Annotated in this window: 20 protein-coding genes and 2 tRNA genes; 5 read left to right on the forward strand and 17 right to left on the reverse strand. The window is 67.8% G+C overall.

Annotation, left to right across the window (positions count from 1 at the left end; all coding sequences use genetic code 11):
- Positions 1 to 263: 263 nt before the first annotated feature.
- Genes ASPU41_RS17530 through ASPU41_RS17540 form a run of 3 tightly spaced genes read right to left on the reverse strand, consistent with a single transcriptional unit; the run spans position 264 to position 3,852 of the window.
- On the reverse strand, positions 264 to 1,745 hold the full coding sequence (locus ASPU41_RS17530; RefSeq protein WP_442856212.1) for a class I SAM-dependent methyltransferase: 1,482 nt from the start codon (positions 1,743 to 1,745) through the stop codon (positions 264 to 266).
- Positions 1,742 to 2,473, reverse strand: coding sequence for a DUF1365 domain-containing protein (locus tag ASPU41_RS17535; RefSeq protein ID WP_069951998.1), 732 nt, complete (start codon positions 2,471 to 2,473; stop codon positions 1,742 to 1,744). Before ASPU41_RS17535 ends, ASPU41_RS17530 begins: the two co-directional genes overlap by 4 nt.
- Complete coding sequence (locus ASPU41_RS17540; protein WP_069951999.1) at positions 2,470 to 3,852, reverse strand: NAD(P)/FAD-dependent oxidoreductase; 1,383 nt, start codon at positions 3,850 to 3,852, stop codon at positions 2,470 to 2,472. Before ASPU41_RS17540 ends, ASPU41_RS17535 begins: the two co-directional genes overlap by 4 nt.
- A gap of 185 nt (positions 3,853 to 4,037) precedes the next feature.
- On the opposite strand from ASPU41_RS17540, the gene ASPU41_RS17545 reads away from it, so the two are divergent.
- A complete protein-coding gene (locus tag ASPU41_RS17545; RefSeq protein WP_069952000.1) occupies positions 4,038 to 4,970 on the forward strand; it encodes a LysR family transcriptional regulator in 933 nt (310 codons plus the stop codon).
- A 19-nt stretch (positions 4,971 to 4,989) separates the two neighbouring features.
- Here ASPU41_RS17545 and ASPU41_RS17550 read toward each other — a convergent pair whose 3' ends face one another.
- Entirely contained in the window at positions 4,990 to 6,408 is a 1,419-nt protein-coding gene (locus ASPU41_RS17550; RefSeq protein ID WP_069952001.1) for an aldehyde dehydrogenase family protein, read from the reverse strand.
- A 90-nt stretch (positions 6,409 to 6,498) separates the two neighbouring features.
- Here ASPU41_RS17550 and ASPU41_RS17555 point away from each other — a divergent pair, with 90 nt between their 5' ends.
- The gene (locus ASPU41_RS17555; RefSeq protein ID WP_083266599.1) at positions 6,499 to 8,394 is read left to right on the forward strand and encodes a BCCT family transporter; all 1,896 of its coding nucleotides are present in this window, start codon (positions 6,499 to 6,501) and stop codon (positions 8,392 to 8,394) included.
- 63 nt (positions 8,395 to 8,457) lie between these two features.
- On the forward strand, positions 8,458 to 8,964 hold the full coding sequence (locus tag ASPU41_RS17560) for a DUF2004 domain-containing protein (protein ID WP_069952002.1): 507 nt from the start codon (positions 8,458 to 8,460) through the stop codon (positions 8,962 to 8,964).
- 160 nt (positions 8,965 to 9,124) lie between these two features.
- Here ASPU41_RS17560 and metE read toward each other — a convergent pair whose 3' ends face one another.
- Positions 9,125 to 11,467, reverse strand: a complete 2,343-nt coding sequence (gene metE / locus ASPU41_RS17565) for a 5-methyltetrahydropteroyltriglutamate--homocysteine S-methyltransferase (RefSeq protein ID WP_069952003.1) — start codon at positions 11,465 to 11,467, stop codon at positions 9,125 to 9,127.
- 61 nt (positions 11,468 to 11,528) lie between these two features.
- Complete coding sequence (locus ASPU41_RS17570) at positions 11,529 to 12,512, reverse strand: methylenetetrahydrofolate reductase (protein ID WP_069952004.1); 984 nt, start codon at positions 12,510 to 12,512, stop codon at positions 11,529 to 11,531.
- A gap of 431 nt (positions 12,513 to 12,943) precedes the next feature.
- Between ASPU41_RS17570 and ASPU41_RS17575 the strand changes: the two genes are divergently transcribed.
- On the forward strand, positions 12,944 to 13,147 hold the full coding sequence (locus ASPU41_RS17575; protein WP_069952005.1) for a hypothetical protein: 204 nt from the start codon (positions 12,944 to 12,946) through the stop codon (positions 13,145 to 13,147).
- A 36-nt stretch (positions 13,148 to 13,183) separates the two neighbouring features.
- Here the strand turns inward: ASPU41_RS17575 and ASPU41_RS17580 are convergent, their stop codons facing one another.
- The 7 genes from ASPU41_RS17580 to ASPU41_RS17610 form a co-directional block, all read right to left on the reverse strand.
- Complete coding sequence (locus ASPU41_RS17580) at positions 13,184 to 14,386, reverse strand: ROK family transcriptional regulator (protein ID WP_069952006.1); 1,203 nt, start codon at positions 14,384 to 14,386, stop codon at positions 13,184 to 13,186.
- A 134-nt stretch (positions 14,387 to 14,520) separates the two neighbouring features.
- Positions 14,521 to 15,699 carry a class I SAM-dependent methyltransferase gene (locus ASPU41_RS17585; RefSeq protein WP_069952007.1) on the reverse strand — a complete coding sequence of 393 codons (1,179 nt, stop codon included), beginning with the start codon at positions 15,697 to 15,699 and terminating at the stop codon, positions 14,521 to 14,523.
- A gap of 26 nt (positions 15,700 to 15,725) precedes the next feature.
- Complete coding sequence (locus ASPU41_RS17590; protein WP_069952008.1) at positions 15,726 to 16,895, reverse strand: NAD(P)-binding domain-containing protein; 1,170 nt, start codon at positions 16,893 to 16,895, stop codon at positions 15,726 to 15,728.
- Positions 16,896 to 16,909: 14 nt separating this feature from the next.
- Positions 16,910 to 17,263, reverse strand: coding sequence for a zinc ribbon domain-containing protein YjdM (locus tag ASPU41_RS17595; RefSeq protein ID WP_069952009.1), 354 nt, complete (start codon positions 17,261 to 17,263; stop codon positions 16,910 to 16,912).
- A 108-nt stretch (positions 17,264 to 17,371) separates the two neighbouring features.
- Positions 17,372 to 17,620 (reverse strand): hypothetical protein, encoded by a 249-nt coding sequence (locus ASPU41_RS17600; protein ID WP_069952010.1) that lies wholly within the window; start codon positions 17,618 to 17,620, stop codon positions 17,372 to 17,374.
- 23 nt (positions 17,621 to 17,643) lie between these two features.
- On the reverse strand, positions 17,644 to 18,381 hold the full coding sequence (locus ASPU41_RS17605) for a ZIP family metal transporter (protein WP_197515701.1): 738 nt from the start codon (positions 18,379 to 18,381) through the stop codon (positions 17,644 to 17,646).
- A gap of 171 nt (positions 18,382 to 18,552) precedes the next feature.
- A complete protein-coding gene (locus tag ASPU41_RS17610) occupies positions 18,553 to 18,768 on the reverse strand; it encodes a hypothetical protein (RefSeq protein WP_157357040.1) in 216 nt (71 codons plus the stop codon).
- A 281-nt stretch (positions 18,769 to 19,049) separates the two neighbouring features.
- On the opposite strand from ASPU41_RS17610, the gene ASPU41_RS17615 reads away from it, so the two are divergent.
- Positions 19,050 to 19,508 (forward strand): DoxX family protein, encoded by a 459-nt coding sequence (locus ASPU41_RS17615; RefSeq protein WP_069952012.1) that lies wholly within the window; start codon positions 19,050 to 19,052, stop codon positions 19,506 to 19,508.
- Positions 19,509 to 19,589: 81 nt separating this feature from the next.
- Here the strand turns inward: ASPU41_RS17615 and ASPU41_RS17620 are convergent.
- From ASPU41_RS17620 to ASPU41_RS17635, 4 genes are all read right to left on the reverse strand, one after another.
- Positions 19,590 to 19,662, reverse strand: a tRNA-Ala gene (locus ASPU41_RS17620).
- Between the two features lie 201 nt (positions 19,663 to 19,863).
- Positions 19,864 to 19,936 (reverse strand) — tRNA-Ala (locus ASPU41_RS17625).
- 142 nt (positions 19,937 to 20,078) lie between these two features.
- Complete coding sequence (gene rsfS / locus ASPU41_RS17630; protein ID WP_069952013.1) at positions 20,079 to 20,480, reverse strand: ribosome silencing factor; 402 nt, start codon at positions 20,478 to 20,480, stop codon at positions 20,079 to 20,081.
- An 86-nt stretch (positions 20,481 to 20,566) separates the two neighbouring features.
- Positions 20,567 to 21,949 carry a hypothetical protein gene (locus ASPU41_RS17635; protein WP_069952014.1) on the reverse strand — a complete coding sequence of 461 codons (1,383 nt, stop codon included), beginning with the start codon at positions 21,947 to 21,949 and terminating at the stop codon, positions 20,567 to 20,569.
- Positions 21,950 to 21,955 lie beyond the last annotated feature (6 nt).

The raw sequence follows: 21,955 nt of genomic DNA on the forward strand, positions 1-21,955 counted from the left end.
CATTTTATGCACCGCCCGTCCACAGGCTGCGGGCTCAAAAATGTCCGGGTTTCCGCGCTTTTGGGAGACGAAATCCACAGGCTGTGGAGTACCTTTGCACAATTAACTCCCCTGCGTGTCGCGCTGGAGACGGCGTGTCGCCGGTGGCGCCGAAGCGGCCCAGCGGTGCCGCACACCACTAGATATGGTGTCCGGGAACACGAAGAAGGCGGGCACCCAGGAGGTGCCCGCCTTCCACGGCGTGAGGTGTCTAACAGGACCCGCTAGTTGCCGGCTTCGCCCGCCTTGCGGCTGTCCAGCACGATCTGCTGCACGTCGAGGTAGCCGGTCTCGAAGCCGGCGCGGGAGTAGCAGAGGTAGAACAGCCACATGCGCTGGAAGATCTCGTCGAAGCCCAGGCCGTGGACCTCGGCGGCGCGGGCCATAAAGCGTTCCTCCCAGAGCCGCAGCGTCTGGGCGTAGTGCTCCCCCATGGCGAGGCGTTCACGGACGCGGAGTCCGGTCTGCTTCTCGGTGATCTCCTCGATGGCGCGCACGGAGGGGATCACCCCGCCCGGGAAGATGTACTTGTGCACCCAGGTGTAGCTGGAGCGGGTGGCCAGCAGCCGGTCGTGCGCGATCGTGATCGCCTGGATGGCGACCTTCCCGCCGGGGGCGAGGACCCGCTCGATTGTCTGGAAGTAGGTGGCCCAGTACTCGAAGCCCACCGCCTCGATCATTTCGACGGAGACGACGGCGTCGTACTCGCCCTCGACGGCGCGGTAGTCCTTGAGCTCGATGGTGACCGCGTCGGCGTAGCCGGCCCCGGCCACCCGCTGGCGGGCCAGTTCCTGCTGCTCGCTGGAGAGGGTGACCGAGTAGACCGTGGCGCCGCGCTGGGCCGCCCGGAGCGCGAGTTCGCCCCAGCCGGTGCCGATCTCCAGCACCCGGGTGCCCTGGGTGACACCTGCCTTGTCCAGCAGCCGGTCGATCTTGGCCTGCTGGGCGTCGGCGAAACCGTCCCATGCAACGCTCTTGAGTGCCTCGCCGGACTCCGGGAAGAGCGCACTGGAGTAGGTCATGGTCTCGTCCAGGAAGGTGGCGAAGAGCTCGTTGGAGAGGTCGTAGTGCCGGGAGATGTTCGAGCGGGTGTTCTGCTCGGTGTTGCGTTCCTTGCGCGGCTGGCGCGGCAGGTAGAGGGCGCGCAGTTTCTGCAGCGGTTCGGGCACGAGGTTGCCGACGCTGGCCGCGAACACCTCGAGCACGGCGGTGAGGTCCTCGGCGTCCCAGTCACCGGCCATGTAGGACTCGCCCAGGCCGATCAGTCCGCCGTCGCCGAGCCGGGCCGCGAAGGCTTCGGGCCGGTTGATCGTCATCACCGGGTAGGCCGTCAGGGCCCCGGCCTGCACGGAGGCGTGCTTGCCGAGCACGGTGCCGCCGGGGTACCGGACCTCCAGCGGCAGCCGGCGCACGGCGGCTTTGAAGATGGCCTCCGCCACGCGGCCCGCGACCGCTGCTTTCAGCCCGGACGGGACGGTCGCGATGCCGGGCCAGATGTCGGCGTCCACCACCGCGGGCGGCTGCGGGACGGTGTAGGGCACCCCGGACCGGGCGGCCACGGCAATTGAGGCTGCGGAGACGGAAACCGCGGAATCAGGAGCAGCGGCCTCGGGGGCAGCGGAGCCGGGGGCCAGCCCGGCGGAGGCAGCCGCCGGCGCCTTCTGGGGGCGGCCTGCAGCGGATCCGGTCGCTTCGGTAATGGTCACTGAACTGCCTCCTGTGAAGGGTGGTGTGGTCGTTTGATGACGGGCAGCCGACGTGCCCAAAGCTTAATTCCCTGCCAGCGGATCTGCACGGAGACGCGCAAGGGTGCCAGCGGGACCGCGAGCGCCGCCGCGAGGATGTTCCGCACGGTTGCCTCGTGGCGTTCGCCGTCCACGCTGGCGATAAAGGGCTGCTGCCCCTCGCGTTCCAGCACGATCGAAACAGCGAGCCGCTCGCCGGGCTCCGGCAGCTTCATCCGGTACTGGCCCTCGACGTCATTGAACGGTGAGACGTAAAACGCCTTCGGCACGCTCGCCCGGCCGGCGTCGTCCGTTTCGAGCAGGTAGCAGTGCCGTTCCCCGTAGGTGTTGTGCACCTCGGCGAGGACGCAGCGCAGCTCCCCGGCACCGTCGTGGCACCAGAACAGGCTCAGCGGGTTGAACACGTGCCCGAACATCCGGGCGCTGGCCAGCATGGTGATCCGGCCGCCGTCGAGGTCGATCCCCCGGGTGGCGAGGAACGCCTCGACATTGCCGCGGAGGGTGCCGTCCGGGTCGCCCAGGTGGTCCGCGGCGCTGAAGCCGGCCAGCGGCCGGAGCAGGCGGGGCAGCGCGGGGATCCGGTCGACGTCGACGTACCAGCTGTAGCTGCGGTAGGTGAAGGCGTTCTTCAGCGGGGTGCGCCGCACATGCGCGATGGAGGTGCGGTAGATGGCAGCTGGTGCGCTCATGAGCCCTCCGCGGAGACAGTCTGCAGGTCAGGATCTATGGCGACAGTATCAAGTGCGACGGCGGCATCGTCCCAGGAGCGTCCGAGCCGCGCAGCCGCCCGGACCCCGGAGAGGGCGCCGTCCTCGTGGAAACCCCAGCCGTGGTAGGCGCCGGCGAAAGCCAGCCGGCCATCGCCGAGCCCGAGGATCCGCTGCTGCGCCTGGAGGGATTCGGGGGTGTACTGCGGGTGCTCGTAGACCATGCGCTCCAGCACGGTGTCGTCCGCAATCAGCTCCGATTCGCCCAGGCTGACGATGTAGCGCCCGCCGTCGGCGGGGTCCAGCCGCTGCAGCCGGGTCATGTCGTAGCTGACCAGGACCTTGTCCGGCCGGGCGTCGCAGGAGGGCAGCCGGTAGTTCCAGGACGCCTTGGCGTTGTCACTGGACGGCAGGACGGCGTCGTCGCGGTGGAAGACGGTGTGGTTGACCGAGTACGGCATCCCGCCGAGCGCTTCCTGCTCGGCAGGCGAGGCGTCGGTGAGCATGTCCAGTGCCTGGGCCGGGTGGGTGGCGATCACGACGGCGTCGAAGGTCTCGGTGGTCACGGCGCCCGTTCCGGTCCTGATGGTCAGTTCCACACTGCCGCTGTGGCGGCGCACTCCGGTGACCGGGCTGGCGAGGCGGATGTCCGGCAGCGTGGCGGCAAGCTTGTCCACATACGTGCGCGAGCCTCCGGTCACGGTGCGCCACTGCGGCGAGCCTGAGACGCCGAGCAGGCCGTGGTGGGCCAGGAAGGTGAAGAGGTAGCGGGCCGGGTAGGCGAGCGCGGTGGTGGGGTCGCAGGACCAGACGGCGCTGACGATCGGGGTCATGAAGTGCGAGATGAAGTAGCCGCTGAATTTCTCCCGGGCCAGGAACGCGCCCAGGGTCAGCTCCTCCCCCGCGGGGGCCGTCTCGGCGAGCAGGGCGCGGGCCTTGCGGTAGAAGCGCATCACCTCGAGCAGCATCAGCAGGTACCGGCCGCGCAGCAGGGTGGCGGGCCCGGGGAGGATGCCGCGCCCCTTGGCCCGGGCGCCGGCGTATTCCAGGCCGCAGCCGTCGCAGCGGACGGACATGCTCATTTCCGACTCCTGGGTTTCAATGCCGAGCTCGGCGAAGAGCCGCAGCAGCGTCGGGTAGGTCCGTTCGTTGTGGACGATGAAGCCGGTGTCGATCCCGAGCATCGGGCCGCCGGCCTGAGGCACGTCGTGGGTGTGGGCGTGGCCGCCGAGCCGGGGTTCGGACTCGAAGAGAGTCACGGTGTCGTGCCGGTTCAGCACATACGCGGCGGTCAGTCCGGCCACGCCGCTGCCGATCACGGCTATCCGACGGCCCTCGGGAATCCCTGCTGCATCTGACACTGATCTGCTCCTGTTGGCTGGTACGTCGACTGGCTGAATCGTCCTGGTCAATCCTCTTAGGGGCAATTCGTCGCCGGAGCGTTCACGGATGTGTCCGGGTTCCAACAATTTCCCCTTCTGCCAAATGTGCCAGAATGAAGCGGGATTGCGGTCCCGGCTCACCGGAATTAGGCGAAGGGCAACCCTTGATTAACCCCGTCCACCTGCGGACCCTTGTCGAAGTGACCCGGCTGGGCTCCTTCGCGGCGGCCGCCACCCGGCTGGGCTACACGGCGTCGGCAGTGTCCCAGCAGATGTCCGCACTGGAGCGCGACACCGGCGTCGAGCTGTTCCAGCGCTCCGCCCGCAGCATCCAGCCCACCGAAGCCGCCCTGGTCATGACCCGGCACGCGGCCAAGGTCCTGACCGATATCGAGGCGCTGATGGCTGCGGCGTCCCGCACCGGGGACACCACCCGGCAGGAACTCCGGCTCGGCATCTTCCCCAGCCTGGCCACCTATGTGCTGCCGCGGATCCTGGCGAACCCGGCATGGAAGAAGCTCGGCATCGACCTGCGCGTGTCCGTGGCGGAGCCCGCCCAGACCATCCAGGGCCTGCGCACCGGCGGCGAACTCGACGTCGCACTGGTCTACCAGGTGGGGCAGTCCGGCCTCGCCTGGCCGCACACCGTGAACCGGCAGTGGATCGGCGACGACGACTTCCGGGTGGTGCTGCCCGCGGCCTGGGGCATCGGCACGGACTCCAAGGTCGCCGCGGACCACCTCTCCGACATGCCGTGGATTGTGCACCACCCGGGCACCTCCGACGCCACCGTGATCGAGCGGCTTTTTGCCAGCTGCAACCTGCACCCGCGGGTGGTGGCGTACAGCGATGACTTCCACGCGAGCCTGGAGATGGCCGCGGCCGGGCTGGGCGCTGCGCTGGTCCCCGAACTTGCCCTGCTGCACCGCCCCGCCGGGGTGGTGGTGCTGGACGTTCCCGAGATCCGGCTGGCCCGCAACGTCTTTGCGCTGCTGATCAATGAGAAGCAGACCGCCCAGGTCCAGCTCTTTCTCGACCTGCTGGGCGATACCTTCAACTCCCCGGCCCTCAAGCCGGCGGGTCCCCGCAAGGGCTGAGCCTGCGGTTGGGGACGGGTCAGTTCTTGCGCAGCCGCTGCATCAGCCGCTGCCGGAGGCCTGCCCCCGCCCCGGCAAGGGTGCTGATGATCCGGTGCTTGGTCTTGTTGTAGGGCGGGTAGATCAGTTCCAGGGTGTCGGGGCGGAACGGCTTGGCCAGGGTGGACCGCTCGTGCGAGAACGTCCGCAGCGAGTGCTCCCCGTGGTAGGCGCCCATGCCGCTGCCGCCGACACCGCCGAACGGCAGTCCCGGCACCGAGAGGTGCGCCGCCGGGACGTCGAAGCACAGCGCCCCCGAGGAGGTGCGTTCGGCGAAGGCCCGGCGGGTGTCGGCGTCGTTGCTGAACACGTAGAGCGCGAGCGGCTTGGCGCCGTCGTTGATGATCCCGATGGCCTCATCCCGGCCGGAGACCGGGACCAGCGGAAGCAACGGGCCGAAGATCTCCTCCCCCATGACGGTGTCCCCCGGGGCGGGCCGGAGCAGGGTCGGGGCGAAGTGGCGGCTGGCGGCGTTCCGCTCGCCGCCGTGGACCACGGTGCTGCCGTCGGCGAGCGCGGCGATCCGTGCGAAGTGGCGGTCGTTGACGATCCGGCCGTAGGACTCGCTGAGGGAGGAGTCCGTGCCGAACATCGCGCCGATCGCTTTGACCAGTTCGCGCTCCAGCGGAACCAGCACGTCCTCGGTGGCCAGGATGTAGTCGGGCGCCACGCAGGTCTGCCCGGCGTTCATGAACCGGCCCCATGCGAGGCGCTTGGCCGCCTTGGCCAGGTCCGTGGAGGAATCCACGTAGGCCGGGGACTTGCCGCCCAGCTCCAGGGTCACCGGCGTCAGGTTCTCCGCCGCGGCGCGCAGCACCACCTTGGCGGTGGCTTCGCCTCCGGTGAAGAAAATGTGGTCGAAGCGCATCGCCAGCAGGGCGGTGGTTTCCGGGATGCCGCCCTGGACCACCTCCGCCGCACCGGCCAGGTATTCCGGGATCCAGCGGGCCAGGGCCGCCGAGGTGGCGGGGGCATGTTCGCTCGGCTTGAGCACCACGGTGTTGCCGGCAGCGAGGGCGCCGGCCAGCGGGGCGAGCAGCAGCTGCAGCGGGTAGTTCCACGGGCCGATCACCAGCACAACCCCCAGCGGGGTCAGCTCCGTCCAGGCCTTGGCCGGCTGGACGGCAAGCGGCACGGCGACGGGGCGCGGCCGCAGCCACGCCTCGAGGTTCTTTTCCAGGTGCGCCGCTTCGGCTGTGACAAATCCTATTTCCGTCAGCAGGGACTCGGTGGCGTGCTTGCCCAGGTCGCTGTCCAGCGCTTCGGCGAACTCCGTGTGGCGCTCGGCCACCATCCGGCGCAGGCTGCGCAGTTGCTCCAGCCGCCAGGCCAGCGGACGGGTGGCACCGCTGTCGAAAAATGCACGGGCACGGGCGACGGCGGGGGCAACGTTTTGCATCCGCCCAATGTACCGGCGCCGGGTCCGATATCCGTCAAGTACGAGAAGAATTTTCCTGTGCCCCGGGCCTTCCGCGCGTAGCCTTGAAGAATGGCTGAGCAGACGAAAACGCGCGTAGTCGAACCTTGGGTATTCTGGCCGGCCGCCGTGGCGGTGACGCTGTTTGCGGGGTTTGCCCTGCTTTCTCCCGCAACCGCCGAAGCGATGTTTGCTGCCGTCCAGGCCAACATCGTCAATTCCTTCAACTGGTATTACGTCCTGATCACCAGCTTCTTCGTGGCCTTCAGCCTGTTCCTTGGATTCAGCCGGTTCGGAGACATCAAGCTGGGCCATGACGACGACAAACCCGAGTTCTCGCTGATGGCCTGGTTCTCCCTGCTGTTTGCCGCCGGCATGGGCATCGGGCTCGTTTTCTACGGCGTCAGCGAACCTCTCAGCCACTTCGCCAGTCCGCGTCCGGGAGTCTCGGGAACGCCCCCGGAGCTGGCGCAGCAGGCGTTGAGCCAGACCTATTTGCACTGGGGCGTGCATGCCTGGTCCATCTACGTGGTGATCGGGCTGTCCCTTGCCTACGCCATCCACCGGCGCAAGCGACCGGTGTCCATCCGCTGGGCCCTTGAACCACTCCTGGGCAAGCGGGTGCAGGGGGCGTGGGGCAATGTGATCGATGTTGTCGCCCTCGTCGGCACGCTCTTTGGCGTGGCCACCTCTTTGGGACTGGGCGTTCTGCAGATCAGCGCCGGGCTGGAGAGCAAAAACCTGGTGCAGGCCAGCCAGGGTTCCGAGATCATTATCATCATCGTGATCTCCTTCTTCGTGCTGATGTCCGTCCTGTCGGGAGTGACGAAAGGCATGAAGTGGCTGTCCATCATCAACCTGGTGCTCGCCGGGATCCTGGTGGCGTACCTGCTGGTCCTGGGACCGTCCACCTTCCTGCTCCGCGAGTTCGTGCAGTCCATGGGCTCCTACATCCAGAACTTTGTCAGTCTCTCCTTCAACGTCAATGCGTTCACCGGCGAGGCCGGGGCGGCCTGGCAGGCCTCCTGGACTTCGTTCTACTGGGGCTGGTGGATCTCCTGGGCCCCCTTTGTGGGGATCTTCATCGCCCGTATTTCCCGCGGGAGGACGGTCCGCCAGTTCGTTGCGGGAGTCATCCTGGTGCCCACCCTGGTCGGCGTCCTCTGGTTTAGTGTCCTTGGCGGAACCGCCCTGGCTGTGCAACTGGGCGGAAACGGCACCCTCCTGGAGCCCGACGGCAGCGTCGACGTTTCCAGCGCGCTGTTCAACATGCTCTCCTACGTACCGGGCACCGCGGTCCTGACTGTCGGCGTGATCCTCCTGATCGCGATCTTCTTCATCACCTCCGCTGATTCCGGCGCCCTGGTCATGGGGATGATCGCCACCGGCGGCCAGGTCAACCCGAAAAAGCGGGTGCGTACCTTCTTCACCGTCATTACCGCGGTGCTGGCCATTTCGCTGCTGATCTCCGGTGGCCTGGTGGCCCTCCAGACGGCGGCGATCATCATCGCCCTGCCGTTTAGCATCATCATGCTGCTGATTTGCTGGGCCACCACCATCGCCTTCAGCAGGGAACGCCGGGCCTACGAAAGGGCCCGGCGCGCCCAGCTGGTCGATCACATCGGCGATTTCTACGGCCTGGAGGTTGAGGAGCTCGCCGAGCACGGCATCCTTGGCAGCAGTCCGCGGTGGATGCAGATGCTCCGCCGCCGGGGCGCTCCGGCCGGGACCGCTGTACCGGAGGAAATCATGCCAAGTCCCGAGCCGTCCACCGCCGCGGTGGACACCGTCATGGCGGCCGGGCCAACGCCCAAGCACGCCTCCGAGCGGGCGCTGCTGGTGGAGAACGCCGAACCGGACGACGTATTGATCGCCGATGTGGACACCGTTGTTGACCATGATCCCCGGGCGTCCCAGGACGTCCAGGACGTCCCGGATCGCGGGGACGCCACGCCGAGCCGATGGTAAGCCGGCCAGACAAAGACCGCCGGAATGCTGGAACGGAGCGGTTTTCAGGGCTATGTTGAAGATATGAACAAGGTAGCGAGCAAGCACTTCGGAGAGGTTGAGCTCAACCACGGACGGGACCACAGTTTCACTGCCAAGCATGAACTGGCGGGCCAGACCGTGGAGCTTGACCTGAATGTCAACGCGCATGACCGTTTCGACGAAGCGGCGTTGCACAAAGTTGACTACCGGTTGCGTTTCCTGCCTGAACTCGTGGACCAGGTCCGCGAAATGATCGCCGACGAGCTGGAGCAGGACGGCACCAGCCCGCAGGAGTACCGGCACTTCCACTGCAACGCGATCAAGGACGAGCACCTGAAGACGGTGTTCGGCGTCGAGGACAAGAGCCAGCTCACCGACGCGGTGTTCCTGAAAGCGCTGAAGCTCGGCCATGTGGGCATCTTCCCGGGCCAGCCCGAACGCTACTTTGTCCTGGACTTCACGCTCGGCAAGCATTTCACCGACGAGGTCCTGGTTGCCTCGGCGGACGAGGACGGCGTCGTGGACGACGAGATCCTCTGGGAATCCTGAGTCGAGTGCTCCGAAACGGCCCTTCTGAGCGTTCCAAAGGGCCGCAGCTCAGCAATCGATGAGTAAAACGTACGACGCCGGCCGGTCACCTTTGAAAGGTGGCCGGCCGGCGTCGTTGGTTCAGCCCGTCAGGCGGGCCGATCCCTGGCTCCGCGGAGCGCTACTTGGCAGCTTCCAGCAGTCCGGCGCGGACCGTCTTCGTGGCCGCGACCAGGTTCCGCAGGGACTCTTCGGTCTCGGCGTAGCCGCGGGTCTTCAGGCCGCAGTCCGGGTTGACCCAGAGCTGGCGGGACGGGACGTGCCTGACGGCCGTGCTGAGCAGTTCGGTGACTTCCTGCTCGCCCGGGACGCGCGGCGAGTGGATGTCGTAGACGCCCGGACCCACGCCGCGGCCGAAGCCGTGGGTCTCGAGGTCGTGGACGACCTCCATCCGGGAGCGGGCAGCCTCGATCGAGGTGACGTCGGCGTCGAGGCCGTCGATGGCGTCGATGATGGCGCCGAACTCCGAGTAGCACAGGTGGGTGTGGACCTGGGTGGCATCCCCGGCGCCGGTGGTGGCGAGGCGGAAGGACTTGACCGACCAGTCCAGGTACGCGGCCTGGTCGGCCTTGCGCAGCGGCAGGAGTTCGCGCAGGGCGGGCTCGTCGACCTGGATGATCTTGATGCCGGCGGCTTCCAGGTCGGCGATCTCGTCGCGGAGGGCCAGGGCGACCTGGTTGGCGGTCTCGCCAAGCGGCTGGTCGTCGCGGACGAAGGACCACGCCAGGATGGTGACCGGGCCGGTGAGCATGCCCTTCATCGGCTTGTTGGTGAGGGTCTGCGCGTACCGCGCCCATTCCACCGTGATGGGGGCGCTGCGGGTGACATCGCCCCACAGGATGGAGGGCCGGGTGCAGCGTGAGCCGTAGGACTGGACCCAGCCGTGCACCGTGACGTCGAAGCCTTCGAGGTTTTCGGCGAAATACTGGACCATGTCGTTGCGCTCGGGCTCGCCATGGACCAGGACGTCGAAGCCGAGCTCTTCCTGCAGCTCCACAACGCGCTTGATCTCATCCTTCATAAGCTGTTCGTACTGTTCGGTGCTGAGCTCGCCCTTGTTGGCGCGGGCCCGGGCGGTGCGGATTTCAGCGGTCTGCGGGAAGGAACCGATCGTGGTGGTGGGCAGCGGCGGCAGGTGCAGGGCCTTGGACTGGGCGGCTTCGCGGACGCCGTAGTCGGCTCGGCTGAAGTCGGCGTCGGTCAGGGCCGCCGTGCGGTTCCGCACCTCGGCGCGGCGGACGCCGTCGGCTGCGGCGCGGTCGGCGATGATGCGGGTGGCCTCATCGATGGCCGGCCGGACGGCGTCCGGGTCGGTCAGCAGGCCGGCGAGGGTGACGACCTCGGCGGCCTTCTGGTCGGCGAAGGCGAGCCAGCTGCGCAGCTGCGCGGAGAGCTGGACTTCCTCGTCGACGTCATGCGGGACGTGCTGGGTGGACGTGGAGGTGCTGACGGCGAGCCTGGCGACGGACTTCTTCAGTTCGGCGATTTTCGCCGCGGAGGCGGCCAGATCGTTGCGCCAGATGTTGTGGCCATCCACGACGCCGGCGACGAGGGTCTTGCTGCCCAGGGCGGCCAGGGCCGCGGCGGACGGGACTTCACCCTTGAAGACGTCCAGGTGCAGGGCGTCGATGCCGGTCGCGACGAGGGTGCCCAGCTGGCCGTTGAGTGCGCCGTACGGCGTGGAGACGAACAGCTGCGGGCGGTTGGCGGCGGCGGAGAGCGCCTCGTAGGAGCGGGCGACGGCGGCCTGGATCTCGGCGGCGGGGGTGTCCTGGTCCACCACGAGGGCGGGCTCGTCCAGCTGGACCCAGCTCGCGCCGGCGGCGGCCAGCTTCTCCAGCAGTGCGGTGTAGACCGGCAGGACATCCTCGAGGCGGGACATCGGGTTGAAGCCGGCCGGGGCGTCATCGGAGGCCTTGCTCAGCAGCAGGAAGGTGACCGGGCCGACGATGTAGGGGCGGGTCTGAACGCCGTTGGCGAGGGCGTATTCGAATTCCTCCACGATGCGGTTGGAGGTCAGCGAGAAGCTGGTCTCCGGGCCGATTTCCGGGACGAGGTAGTGGTAGTTGGTGTCGAACCACTTGGTCATTTCCAGCGGCTGCTGGTCCTTGGTGCCCCGGGCGAGGGTGAAGTAGCCGTCAATGTCGAGCTGGCCCTGCGCGTTCAGGAGGTTGCCGAAGCGGGCGGGCACGGCGCCGAGGTGGGCGGCGGCGTCGAGCACCTGATCGTAGTAGGAGAAGGTGCCGGGCACGGCCGCGGCCTCGGTGAGGCCCAGGCCCTGGAGGCGCCTGGCGGTGCCGAGCTGGATTTCCTTGGCGGCGGCGTCGAGGGCGGCGGCGTCGATCTTGCCGGCCCAGTAGGCCTCCACGGCCTTCTTCAGTTCGCGCCGCCGGCCGATGCGCGGGTAGCCCAGGATCGAGGCAGCCGGGAATGGAGTGGGGTTGAGCGTGTTCTTTTCAGTCATGGGAAGTCCTAAGAGTTGGGGGTGTGGTGCGGAGGGAAGATAGGAGTTGGTGAAGGCGCCGTCAGCTGGCGAGCTGGCGGCGTCCGGCCGTGCGCTGCTGCCGGCGGCCGGCGGTGCGCTGGTGGCTGCGGCGCGGCCGGGGCAGCGCGAGCTTGTCCAGCACGTCAAGAGCCGCGGTGTGTTCGTTGAAGGTGTAGAGGTGCAATCCGGGGGCGCCGGCGTCCAGGGCCGCGTTGGCCAGGTCCACGGTGGCGCCGACCCCGATGCGGGCGCGCTGGGCATCGCTGTCGGCGGCGGCAAGCCGTTCGATCAGTGCCGGGTCCGGCTCCACGCCGGTCAGCTCGCCGAGGCGGGTGAGCCGGCGGATGCTGGTCAGCGGCATCACGCCCGGGATGATCGGGATGGTGACGCCGGCCCGGCGTGCCCGGGTCAGCAGATCCGCGTATTGCTCGGTGTGGAAGAAGACCTGGGTGATCGCGAAGTCGGCGCCGGAGCGCTGCTTGGCGAGCAGCACCTCGACGTCGTGCGCCTCACTCGGGGATTCCGGGTGCCGGGTGGGGTACGCGGCGACGCCGACAGCCACCTTGCCGGCGCAAAGCAGCGCGGAGCGGCGCTGTTCGACGCGGCGGATGAGCTCGATCAGGTCCTGGGCGTAGCGCAGCGAACCCTCGGGAGGGACGGCACCGTCGTTGGGCTGGTCGCCGCGCAAGGCCAGGATGCCGCGCACGCCGACGTCGAGCAGTTCGCCGATGATCTCGGCGAGCTCCTGGGGGGAGTTCCCCACACAGGTCAGGTGCGCCAGGGGCCGCAGGGTGGTTTCCTGGACGAGGCGGTTGATGAGTTCGACGGCGGTGTTCCGGTTGGAGCCGCTGGCGCCGTAGGTCACGGAAACGTAGTCCGGGTCCGTGCTTTCCAGTTCGCCGATGGTGGTCCAGAGCGATTCAGCCGCCGCGGGCGACCGCGGCGGGAACAGTTCGTAGGACAGTGCGACAGGGGCCGGTCCGGCAAGATTTGGATGGGTGTCAATAAGGCTTGGTGGAGACATTTGCGTCCTTGGCTGTGAACACAGACAGCACTGCCCGGAAAACGGGAGCCGTCGGTGAATTGAGTTTGGGGAACACGGAGGAAACTCCAGCAGGACGCAGCCGCGACTGTTACGCCTGATACGAAGTTGTCCGTGAGCAAATGTCAGGCCCACATGGGGGCACCCACACCCTCCTGGGCCGCCGCGGGGCTGACCTTTCAGCGGAGGATCGCTGACACGTTACTGAGGTAACTTGGATAGAACTGTACGGGCCACCCGGGAGGCGTTCAAGTCGGCCCCGAATTAAGACGCACCTTTACGGCGCATTTCCGGCCCGGACAGAATTTTCTTCGCCAAGGGGCTCCCCGGGGCCTGTCCGTGATCGGTGCCGGAGGCCGGGCCGGCGGGCGCCGGCACTCCCCATCGGGCCCGTGCAGGACTATCCTTTTGCCATGATCCAGCTTCCAGCCAGCTACCAGGAGTATCTCGCCGGCAAGAGCGAGAGTTTCATCAACACGGTCCGGCCGATTCTGATGCAGTCGGCGGCGGACAAGTCACACGGTGTCCGGGTCTCCTACAACCCCGGCCCCACCGGCCACCAGGCGCACCTGGACGAGTCGATCCCCTTCGGCACGATCATCGAGGACATCGACTGAGGCCATAATCCCCGCCCGGAGGGCCGGGGACCTGCCCTAATCCCCCAGCAGGAGGCGCTGGGAGCGGGGTGCCAGCGTGTGTTCGAGCACGAGGCAGGCGGCGCCGATCGCGCCGACATCCTCGCCGACGCCGGTGCCGACCACCTCGATCGCATGGATCTTCTTGGTGGCACTGCCCTCCCGGACCAGCTCCGGGATCCGTTGGAGGTAGCGCTGCGAGAGGCAGGTCCAGAACGGTCCGCCGAAGACAACACGGTCCACATCCAGGGCGTTGGTCACGGTCGAGACGGCCCGGGCCACCAGCACGGCGGAGTGGTCGATGATTTCCACTGCCCTGGGGTCGCCGGCTGCGGCGGCGGCACACAGTTCCAGGAAGCTCTCCTGGAGGGAGGGGCCGGTCACCTCGGCGAGGGGTCCGTCCAGCACTCCGGCTGCGACGCCCTGGGCGACCAGCACCGGGGGGATGCAGGAGGACTTGACGCAACCGCGCAGCCCGCAGTCGCAGGGCGGGCCGTCAGGATCAACCAGGATGTGCCCGATTTCACCGGCGTTCCCCGACGTGCCGCGCACCACCTCATCGTTGAGCACGATCCCGCAGCCGATTCCGGTGCCCATGTACATAAAGATGAAGCTGCCGGCGCCGCTCGGCCCGCCTGCCCAGGTCTCCGCCACGGCGGCGCTGGTCACGTCCTTGTCGACGATGGTGGACAGGCCGGTGGCCGCGGCCAGGGCATCGCGGAGCGGCACCCGGTCCCAGCCGAGCAGGAGCGGAGGGTCGACGACGGTGCCCTCCTCGAGGTCGATCGGTCCGGGCGAGGCGATGCCCAGGCCGGCGATCCTGGCCGGGTCGACGCCGGAATCCGAGATGAGCTGCTTGATTTCGGCGGCGATGGTGTCGATGACGGCCCCGGCGTCGGTGCCGGCCGGGGTCTTGATCCGGGAATGCTTGACCACGGCTCCGACCAGGTCCAGCACCACGAACGTGGTCAGGGCCGGATCAAGATGGACGCCCACGGCATACATGCCGGAGGAATTGAGCCGGAGCATGGTCCGTGGCTTGCCTGGTCCGGTGCCTTCCTTGCCCGCCTCGTAGATGAGGTCCTGGTCCAGGAGACGGCGGGAGATGTTGGAGATTGTCTGCGGGGACAGCCCGACGATCTGGGCCAGCTCGACCCGGCTCAGGCCGGCCGGGGAACGCCGGATGGCGTCGAGGATCACGGTGAGGTTGAAGTCCCCCATGCGGGGCAAATTGGTTCCGCGCCGCGGCGAGGGCTGGCGGATCTCAGTCACTGATAACCCCTAAACGTCTTTGGCTGGGCACTGCTTATGTCAGAATCGTACGTTACGCCCCTGTGACCGCCCACCCGCCCGCTTCACACTTCGGCTGATTTTCGGATGCTTGCCGTCACAGTGAATTTAGGGTTTCGGCCGACTTCACGGGTAGGGCCGATCAGCCGCTGCAGGGCGGGCTGGTAGTGCAGGTGGCTGTTGAACACCGTCCAGAGCTCCCCGCCGGGGGCGAGGACCCGCGCGGCCGCCTCAATGAGTTTAACGCCTGCCCCCGCATGCACCGCCGCGCCGACGTGGAAGGGCGGGTTCAGCAGGATCAAATCGGCGTCTCCGGCCGGCAGCAGGCCCATGGCGTCGTCTTGGAGGACAGTGATCTGTGCGCCGAGGCCGTTGGCTTCCGCCGTCGCCCTGGCGGAGTCGACGGCGGCGGCGGACTGGTCGGTGGCCGTGACCCGGGAGCCCGGGTGGCTGCGGGCGTACATGGCCGCGAGGATCCCGGTGCCGCAGCCCAGGTCAATGGCGTGCCGTGCCGGCGGCATCCGGGGCAGGAACTCCAGCAGGAACCGGGTGCCGATGTCCAGCCCGGTGCCGGCGAAGACGGCTCCGCGGGCGCACACGGTCAGTCCCAGCTCGGTGTTGACGTCGGTGATGGGGAACGGCGGGGCGCCGTCGGCGGGCCGGGGGCTGCGGGCCAGCAGGATCCGGGATTTTTGCCGGGCATGCTGGGGCTGGACCTCGCTGAAGTGGCGCTCGAGCACCGCATTCATGCCCAGGCTCATGTGTTTGACCCGGCCGCCGGCCAGCAGCACCACGTCGGGGGCGGCGTGGCGGGCGATGGCGTCGGCGATCTCCTCGAGCTCCGCCAGCGACTTGGGCAGCTGGAGGAGCACCACGGTGGCCCCGGCCAGTAATCCGGCACCGAGCGGAAGCTGCTCGAAGCCGCCGTCGACGCCCAGCTTCCCGGCGTTGTGGCGAAGGGCACGCTCCCCGGTGATGAGGTCCTGGTGCACCCGGACCGGACCGGTCACCCCGCCGCCGGGGCTGGCTGCGCCGAGAGCAAGGGCCCCGAGGGTCAGCGCACCGTAGCGGTCCCCCACGATGGCGAGCTGGCTGCCGGGGCGCAGGAAGCCGGCAGCGGACAGGTCCACGGCCGTGTCCAGGAGGAGCTTGTCCGTGGCGTCCCAGGCCTGCAGGTTGGCGGCCTCCACGTCCGGGAACCTGCCCAGCCGGGAGAAGAGGGATTCAAGGGTGTTGTCCGCCACGCGCGAGCTGCCGCCTTTTTTGTGAGTCAGGGTGTTCGGGCCTGGAGGTTGCGGGCCCCTGCCAACTTATCCTGCTCCCCGAAAATATGCAGGATGGCCGCCACCGCGGTCCGGCCGGCCCGGTTGGCGCCGATCGTGGACGAGGACGGACCATAGCCAACCAGGTGGACCCGCGGTTCCGCCGAGACCTGGGTGCCGTCCAGCGCGATCCCGCCGCCGGGGCCGCGCAGGCGCAGCGGGGCGAGGTGCTCGAGTTCGGCCCGGAAGCCGGTGGCCCAGAGGATCACGTCGGCGTTACGGAAGCTGCCGTCGGCCAGCCGCACTCCCCCGGGCTCGATGGCGCTGAACATGGGGTGGCGCTCCAGCACCCCGCGGGCGGCGGCCGCGCGCAGTACCGGGGTCCAGATCAGTCCGGTGACGGCGACGACGCTTTGCGGCGGGAGTCCTTGCCGCACGCGCTCCTCGACGAGGGCGACGGCGTCGTGCCCGGCCTGCCGGTCGAAGGCGGCGTCCCGCCAGACGGGTTCCCGGCGGGTAAACCAGCTGGTGCTGGTGACGTGGGAGATTTCCTCGAGCAGGCCGACGGCGGAGATGCCGCCGCCGACCACAATCACGTGCCGGCCGCGGAACTCCTCGGCGGAGACGTAATCCGCGACGTGCAGCTGCCGGCCGCGGAAGCTCGCCTGGCCCGGGTAGATCGGCCAGAACGGCCGGGTCCACGTGCCGGTGGCGTTCATGACGCCCCGGGCGGTCCAGTCGCCGCGGGAGGTGGTGATCCGCAGCCGGCCGGCCGGGTCGTTGTCCTCCCGGGAGACGGCCCGGACCTTGACGGGACGTTCGATGGCCAGCGCGAGCTGGTGTTCGTAGCCGCCGAAGTAGCGGGTCAGGAAGCTTGAGCTGGCTTCGTCCGGGTCGACGGAGGGCTGCGGGATGCCGGGCAGGTCGCTGATGCCGTTCACGGTGGCCATCAGCAGGCTCTTCCAGCGGTGGCGCCAGGCTCCGCCGGGGCCGTCCTCGGAGTCCAGGACGATGTAGCTTTTGGCCGGCCCCCGGGGTGGATCCCGGTCCTCTGTCCCGGTCGCCGCCGGGACAAAGCCCCGGCGCTGCAGGTGGTAGGCAGCGGAGAGACCCGCTTGGCCTGCGCCGATGACGACGACGTCGGCGGGCCTGACCGGGCCGTCATTCGCTGCGGTCATGCCGGTCGTGCCGGTCAGATCTTCTTGACCACGCTGGATTTCAGCTGCATGGGACCGACGCCGTCGACCTTGCAGTCGATGTCGTGGTCCCCGACGCCGTTGACGAGCCGGATGCCCCGGACTTTGGTGCCGACCTTGATGACGGTGGAACTGCCCTTGATTTTGAGGTCCTTGATAACCGTGACGGTGTCCCCGTCTGCGAGGATGTTGCCGACGGCGTCCTTGATCGGCTTCGCTTCCTGAACTTCGGACTCCGGCTCCGCGGCCGGCGACCACTCGTGGGCGCACTCCGGACAGACCAGGAGCGCCCCCATCTCGTAGGTGTATTCACTGGAGCATTCGGGGCACGGGGGCAGGGTCTCGTTCACGTCCCCAATATTAGTCGAGCGGGCGGGACCCGGCCCGTGGAAGCTGCATTGCTAAGCCGCCGACCCGGCTCCCGAGGGACGGGGACCTGCGGTGAGCAGTAACCGTAGTCAGTGCGGGCGTCTGGGGCCAGCTGCCATCCATCCGGTAACGCCGCCGAGCACAGTGAGGCCGGGAACGAGATTCCACGACAGACCCTGCAGCTCCCGGAGCAACCCGGGGCTGGCCTCCAGCACCGGGGTGATCAGCAGGTATGCGACGGATGCCAGCACGAAGCCTGCGGCTGCCCCGCCGAGCGCTCCCCACAGCCTCAGACGGCGTTCCCGTCTGCCCGGTGCCGGGGACGGTGGAGTCATCATGGCCCTCCTGGGGTTGTCTGGGTTTACGCAAAAGTGACGGCGAGCAGAAACAGCCCGCCGAGGCCCAGAACAAAGCTGAGCGTGTGGGAGAGCTTGGCTACGGCGCTTGCGTCGGCGGTGAACTGCGGGATCAGGTCGGCTGCCGCAATGTAGATGAAATTGCCGGCCGCGAAGGGGACAAGGAAGGCCACGTTTAGAGTGCCGGAGAGCCCGTAGGCCGTGACCCCGCCGATCAGGAACGTCAGTGCCGAGGCGACATTGAACATCAGTGCGTGACGGCGGCTCCACCCGCTGTGGACGAGGAGCCCGAAATCGCCAAGTTCCTGGGGAATCTCGTGAGCGGCCGCGACGAGCCACGTGATGATCCCAAGCCTGATATCCAGGACGAAAGCACTGCCAACCGCCAGGCCCCCGATGAAGTTATGCAACCCGTCGGCCATGAGAATCAAGTATCCCACCGGACGGTGTGCACTTTTGCTGCGGTGGCAATGATGCCAGTGCAGGAACTGCTCCAACACCAGAAATGACACGAACCCGAGAGCCAGCGACCCGTAGACGGCCAGGACATTCCCCACGGCCTCCACCGCTTCCGGGAGCATGTGGAACAGCGCGCCGCCGAGGAGGGATCCGGCGGCCAGGGCCACCAATGGAAGGACAACCCGTCCAAAGTATTTCTCCGGGAGTAGGAGCGTCACACTGCCGACCAGGGCCAGGGAACTCATCAGTACACCGCTGATCACAATCCACACCAGGGTCGGCACGCTCGCTTGCTCTCCTGCCTCAGAATGACATAACTGCCCTCTTGCTCGGGCCACGGCGCCGTTGTAAAACGTAGGCATGCGCCCGGCGAAAAGGAGGCCAGCCATGTCCTGCCATCACTGCAACGGCGATGCCTCCGGCATCCCGTCGCCGAGACACCGAAGTAGCGTTCGTTAGTCCGTGTGTTTCTTGTCCTCCACCCAGGTGTGGCCTTGTTCGTCGCGTTCCACTTCCAGCTCGGAAATTTGTTCGTCCGACATCAATTCCGCTTCGTCGTGCTTGTGAACGACCTGGGTGGTTGAGTCACCCCGGTCAGCCGGTCCGAACACGGCCCTAAAATGCCCCGTCGCACGCATGAATCGGTCTACAAAACGTGGTTTGCTCACCATTCAGATGCACCTCCCTCTGCCAACACGCGGTTGTAGGTGACCGTACAGCGCCCTCCCGCATCGGGCTAGGGCCGAAGGCCCGGCCTTCAGGTGTCTCATGAAATGTGAGACAGGTTGGTTTCTTGTGAGGTGGCCGCAGGACGGGGCTCGGTATCGCTGGTGAACTTGCCCAGGCAGTCATCGGCGGACCGAACCGGGCCATCAACCCTGCGGACATCCGCGGCCGGGCCCGTGGAAGCTGCATTGCTAAGCTGGCTCGACACAGCGAAGGCGGCACACCCATGACTCACACCCCGGTTCAATCCGACGGCACGGTTTCCCGGCTGCGCCTGGTCTGGCGCACCGCCGGGCGGCTGGTGCTGGGCGGGTTCCTGCTGGTGGCCGGCATCAGCCACCTCTGGTGGAGCCGGGAAGCCTTCTACGCGCAGGTGCCGCCCTGGCTCCCGCTGGACCGGGATTTTGTGGTGGTCGCCTCGGGATTGGTGGAGATCGCCCTGGGCCTGGGCCTGCTGCTGCTCAGGCGGCGGCGGGTGGCCCTCGGGTGGATTGTTGCGGCCTTCTTCGTGGCGGTCTTCCCGGGCAACATCTCGCAGTTCGCCACCGGCACCGATTCGTTCGGCCTGGATTCGGACCTGAGCCGCGGAATCCGCTTGCTCTTCCAGCCGGTGCTTGTGCTGTGGGCCTTGTGGTCCACGGGTGCGTGGAGGGCCTGGCGGGAGAGCCGGCGAGGCGGCCAGTAAAAAAGCCCCCGGGGGTTCCGGGTTGGCGGCCAGACACCGGGAAACAAAGGAGGCCCTGCTCAGTGAGCAGGACCTCTTCGGTGGAGCTGAGGGGACTCGAACCCCTGACCCCCTGCATGCCATGCAGGTGCGCTACCAGCTGCGCCACAGCCCCGAATTTGCGTGGGGAAACCGCCCGGCGAAGGACCATTTTCCCGTAAGCAACCTGTTTATCTTAAACCACAATTCCCGTTCACGCGAATCGGCACGCCCTTGCGTGAGAAAAAAACCTGGCAGGCCTTCATTTCTTCAGAGGGGGCACCCATCCGCAGACAAAAAATCCGCCGGAATCTTTCGATTCCGGCGGATTATCCGGTGGAGCTGAGGGGACTCGAACCCCTGACCCCCTGCATGCCATGCAGGTGCGCTACCAGCTGCGCCACAGCCCCGAATTTTCGTTGCTCCGACTCCGTCAGCTTCCGCTTTCGACTCCGGCTCTTTGTCCGGATCTCTCCGAAGCAACTCAAATATCTTAGAACAGCCCTTCGGAAAATTCCAAATCGGGCATATTCAGCTTTTGCCGCGTGGCTGCTACTCCGATTCGGCTGCTGCCGGGGCCTTGGCCGAGGCGTCATCCCCAAGCTGCAGGTCCACGACGGGGCAGTCCTTCCAGAGGCGCTCCAGGGCGTAGAAGACCCGGTCTTCCTCGTGCTGGACGTGGATGACGATGTCGCCGTAGTCCAGCAGGACCCAGCGGCCGCCTGAGCGCCCTTCGCGGCGGATCGGCTTGAGGTCGAACTTGGAAAGTTCCTCCTCAATGCCGTCAACAATGGCGTTGACCTGACGCTCGGACGGTGCGGAGGCAATCAGGAAGATGTCGGCCAGGGCCAGCCGCTCGCTGACATCCATGGCGATGATGTCCTCGGCGAGTTTCTCCGCGGCAGCTCGGGCTGCGTGGCGGGCTGTTGCGATGGATGAATCTGTTGCAGTCACGGGACTCCTTGTTGGGGTGAAAAGCTTGTGTTGGGAAATGCGTGGGGTGGCCGGCGGCCGGGAGGGCCCGGCCAGAGCGAAGCTGCCTAGCCGGACAGACCGGTGATGATCAGCGTGATGCCGGCGATCAGCGCGATCAGGCCCATGGCCAGCACTGCCAGCTGGATCCGGCGCAGACTGCGTGCCCTGCCGAGGCCGGCGGTGGCAGCGTCCAGGGGTTCGAGGCCGTAAGCGGCATTCGCTGCGACTGGCGTCCTGCGGGAGAAGTCGTCTTCGGACCGGGCCGCGGCGGGGTTGGCCGCTGCAGGCCGGGCTGTTGCCCCAGGAGCCGCTGCCTCGAGGGCCGCTGCTTCGTGGGCGGAGGCGGCCAGGGCGGCGGCCTCCGCGCGAGCCAGCACTCCGGCGCGGCCGATGGTGGAGCCCGAACCCCGCTGGCGGGACGACGACGGACGGCGGGTGCCGGACTTCCGGGGCGACTCAACCCGGGGACCCGGGTGGGTGACGACCGGAACGTGGGACGTGGCAGGGCGCTTCAGGACGGGCCGCTCCACGCCGGGAACCTGGACGAACTCCAGGGGTGTGACCATGGCCAGGTTGTTGGCCGTGGTCGGATCATTCCGCGCTGGTTCCGGCGTGCTGTTCTGCTCGGCCAGCTTCAGTTTCGCGGCGGCCCGGCGGTTCAGCACCGCGGCCCGCTCGGCCAGGGCAATCTGCTCCGCCAGCACGTCAGGGTCGACGGCGTCGGGATCGGTCGCGTTGATGTGTCCCATTTTGGCGAGCTGGTTTTTGGCCTGCTCGGCCAAGAGTTCCCGGGCGGCCAGGGCCTGTTCCACGGTCATTCCCTCGGGGCCCTGACGGCCCGTGCCGGCGGAGCCGCCGTCGTCGGTCTTCTGCGCCGGCTTTTTGGCAGCGGGTGCAGGCAGAGCACCGGGCTGGACAGCGGGGGCCTTGTTGGGCCGGGGAACGACCGGGGTGGCCCGGGTCCGCGGCGAGGCGGGGACGATCAGGTTGGCCGCGGTTGCCGGGGCTGTTTCGGCTGCCAGCTGCAGCAGCCGGAGCTGGCGCCGGGTGGGCGGTCCCCCGCCGGCGAGGTTGCCCTCCTTCTCGGCAAGTTCCTTGATCGTGCGCAGGGTGGCGCGGTCGCGTGCGCGGACCTGCGAGGACCGCTCCGGGCCGGCAGTGGTGCGGATGGAGTCCACGGGGCCCGGATTCCGACGGCGGCCGGTGCTTTCCGCCTCAGTGGGCTCGCCGGGGTCGACAACGCCGGGGGCAGCAACGCCGGGGGCCCGGGGGCTGGCAGGACGCTGCGCACCGGCAGCAGGCGAGTCGGCAGCCGGCGCAGGGCCATTCGAGGCAGCACGAACCGCGCCGGGGCCGGTGGTGCCGGGCTCCTGGTTCGCTTCCAGGCGTTCATCTCTGGCCTGGCGCAGTTCGCGGCGGCTGCGGATTGGTGGCTGTTGCTGACTCATGGCAAA

The sequence above is a fragment of the Arthrobacter sp. U41 genome, assembly GCF_001750145.1.
Taxonomy (GTDB): Bacteria; Actinomycetota; Actinomycetes; order Actinomycetales; family Micrococcaceae; genus Arthrobacter.

Excerpts from the sequence above, each read along its gene's own strand:
- ASPU41_RS17535 (WP_069951998.1), bottom strand. The coding sequence starts at position 2,473 with ATGAGCGCACCAGCTGCCATCTACCGCACCTCCATCGCGCATGTGCGG.
- ASPU41_RS17550 (WP_069952001.1), bottom strand. The coding sequence starts at position 6,408 with ATGCAAAACGTTGCCCCCGCCGTCGCCCGTGCCCGTGCATTTTTCGAC.
- ASPU41_RS17555 (WP_083266599.1), top strand. The coding sequence starts at position 6,499 with ATGGCTGAGCAGACGAAAACGCGCGTAGTCGAACCTTGGGTATTCTGG.
- ASPU41_RS17560 (WP_069952002.1), top strand. The coding sequence starts at position 8,458 with ATGAACAAGGTAGCGAGCAAGCACTTCGGAGAGGTTGAGCTCAACCAC.
- metE (WP_069952003.1), bottom strand. The coding sequence starts at position 11,467 with ATGACTGAAAAGAACACGCTCAACCCCACTCCATTCCCGGCTGCCTCG.
- ASPU41_RS17570 (WP_069952004.1), bottom strand. The coding sequence starts at position 12,512 with ATGTCTCCACCAAGCCTTATTGACACCCATCCAAATCTTGCCGGACCG.
- ASPU41_RS17575 (WP_069952005.1), top strand. The coding sequence starts at position 12,944 with ATGATCCAGCTTCCAGCCAGCTACCAGGAGTATCTCGCCGGCAAGAGC.
- ASPU41_RS17580 (WP_069952006.1), bottom strand. The coding sequence starts at position 14,386 with ATGGGGGACTTCAACCTCACCGTGATCCTCGACGCCATCCGGCGTTCC.
- ASPU41_RS17590 (WP_069952008.1), bottom strand. The coding sequence starts at position 16,895 with ATGACCGCAGCGAATGACGGCCCGGTCAGGCCCGCCGACGTCGTCGTC.
- ASPU41_RS17600 (WP_069952010.1), bottom strand. The coding sequence starts at position 17,620 with ATGATGACTCCACCGTCCCCGGCACCGGGCAGACGGGAACGCCGTCTG.
- ASPU41_RS17610 (WP_157357040.1), bottom strand. The coding sequence starts at position 18,768 with ATGGTGAGCAAACCACGTTTTGTAGACCGATTCATGCGTGCGACGGGG.
- ASPU41_RS17615 (WP_069952012.1), top strand. The coding sequence starts at position 19,050 with ATGACTCACACCCCGGTTCAATCCGACGGCACGGTTTCCCGGCTGCGC.
- ASPU41_RS17635 (WP_069952014.1), bottom strand. The coding sequence starts at position 21,949 with ATGAGTCAGCAACAGCCACCAATCCGCAGCCGCCGCGAACTGCGCCAG.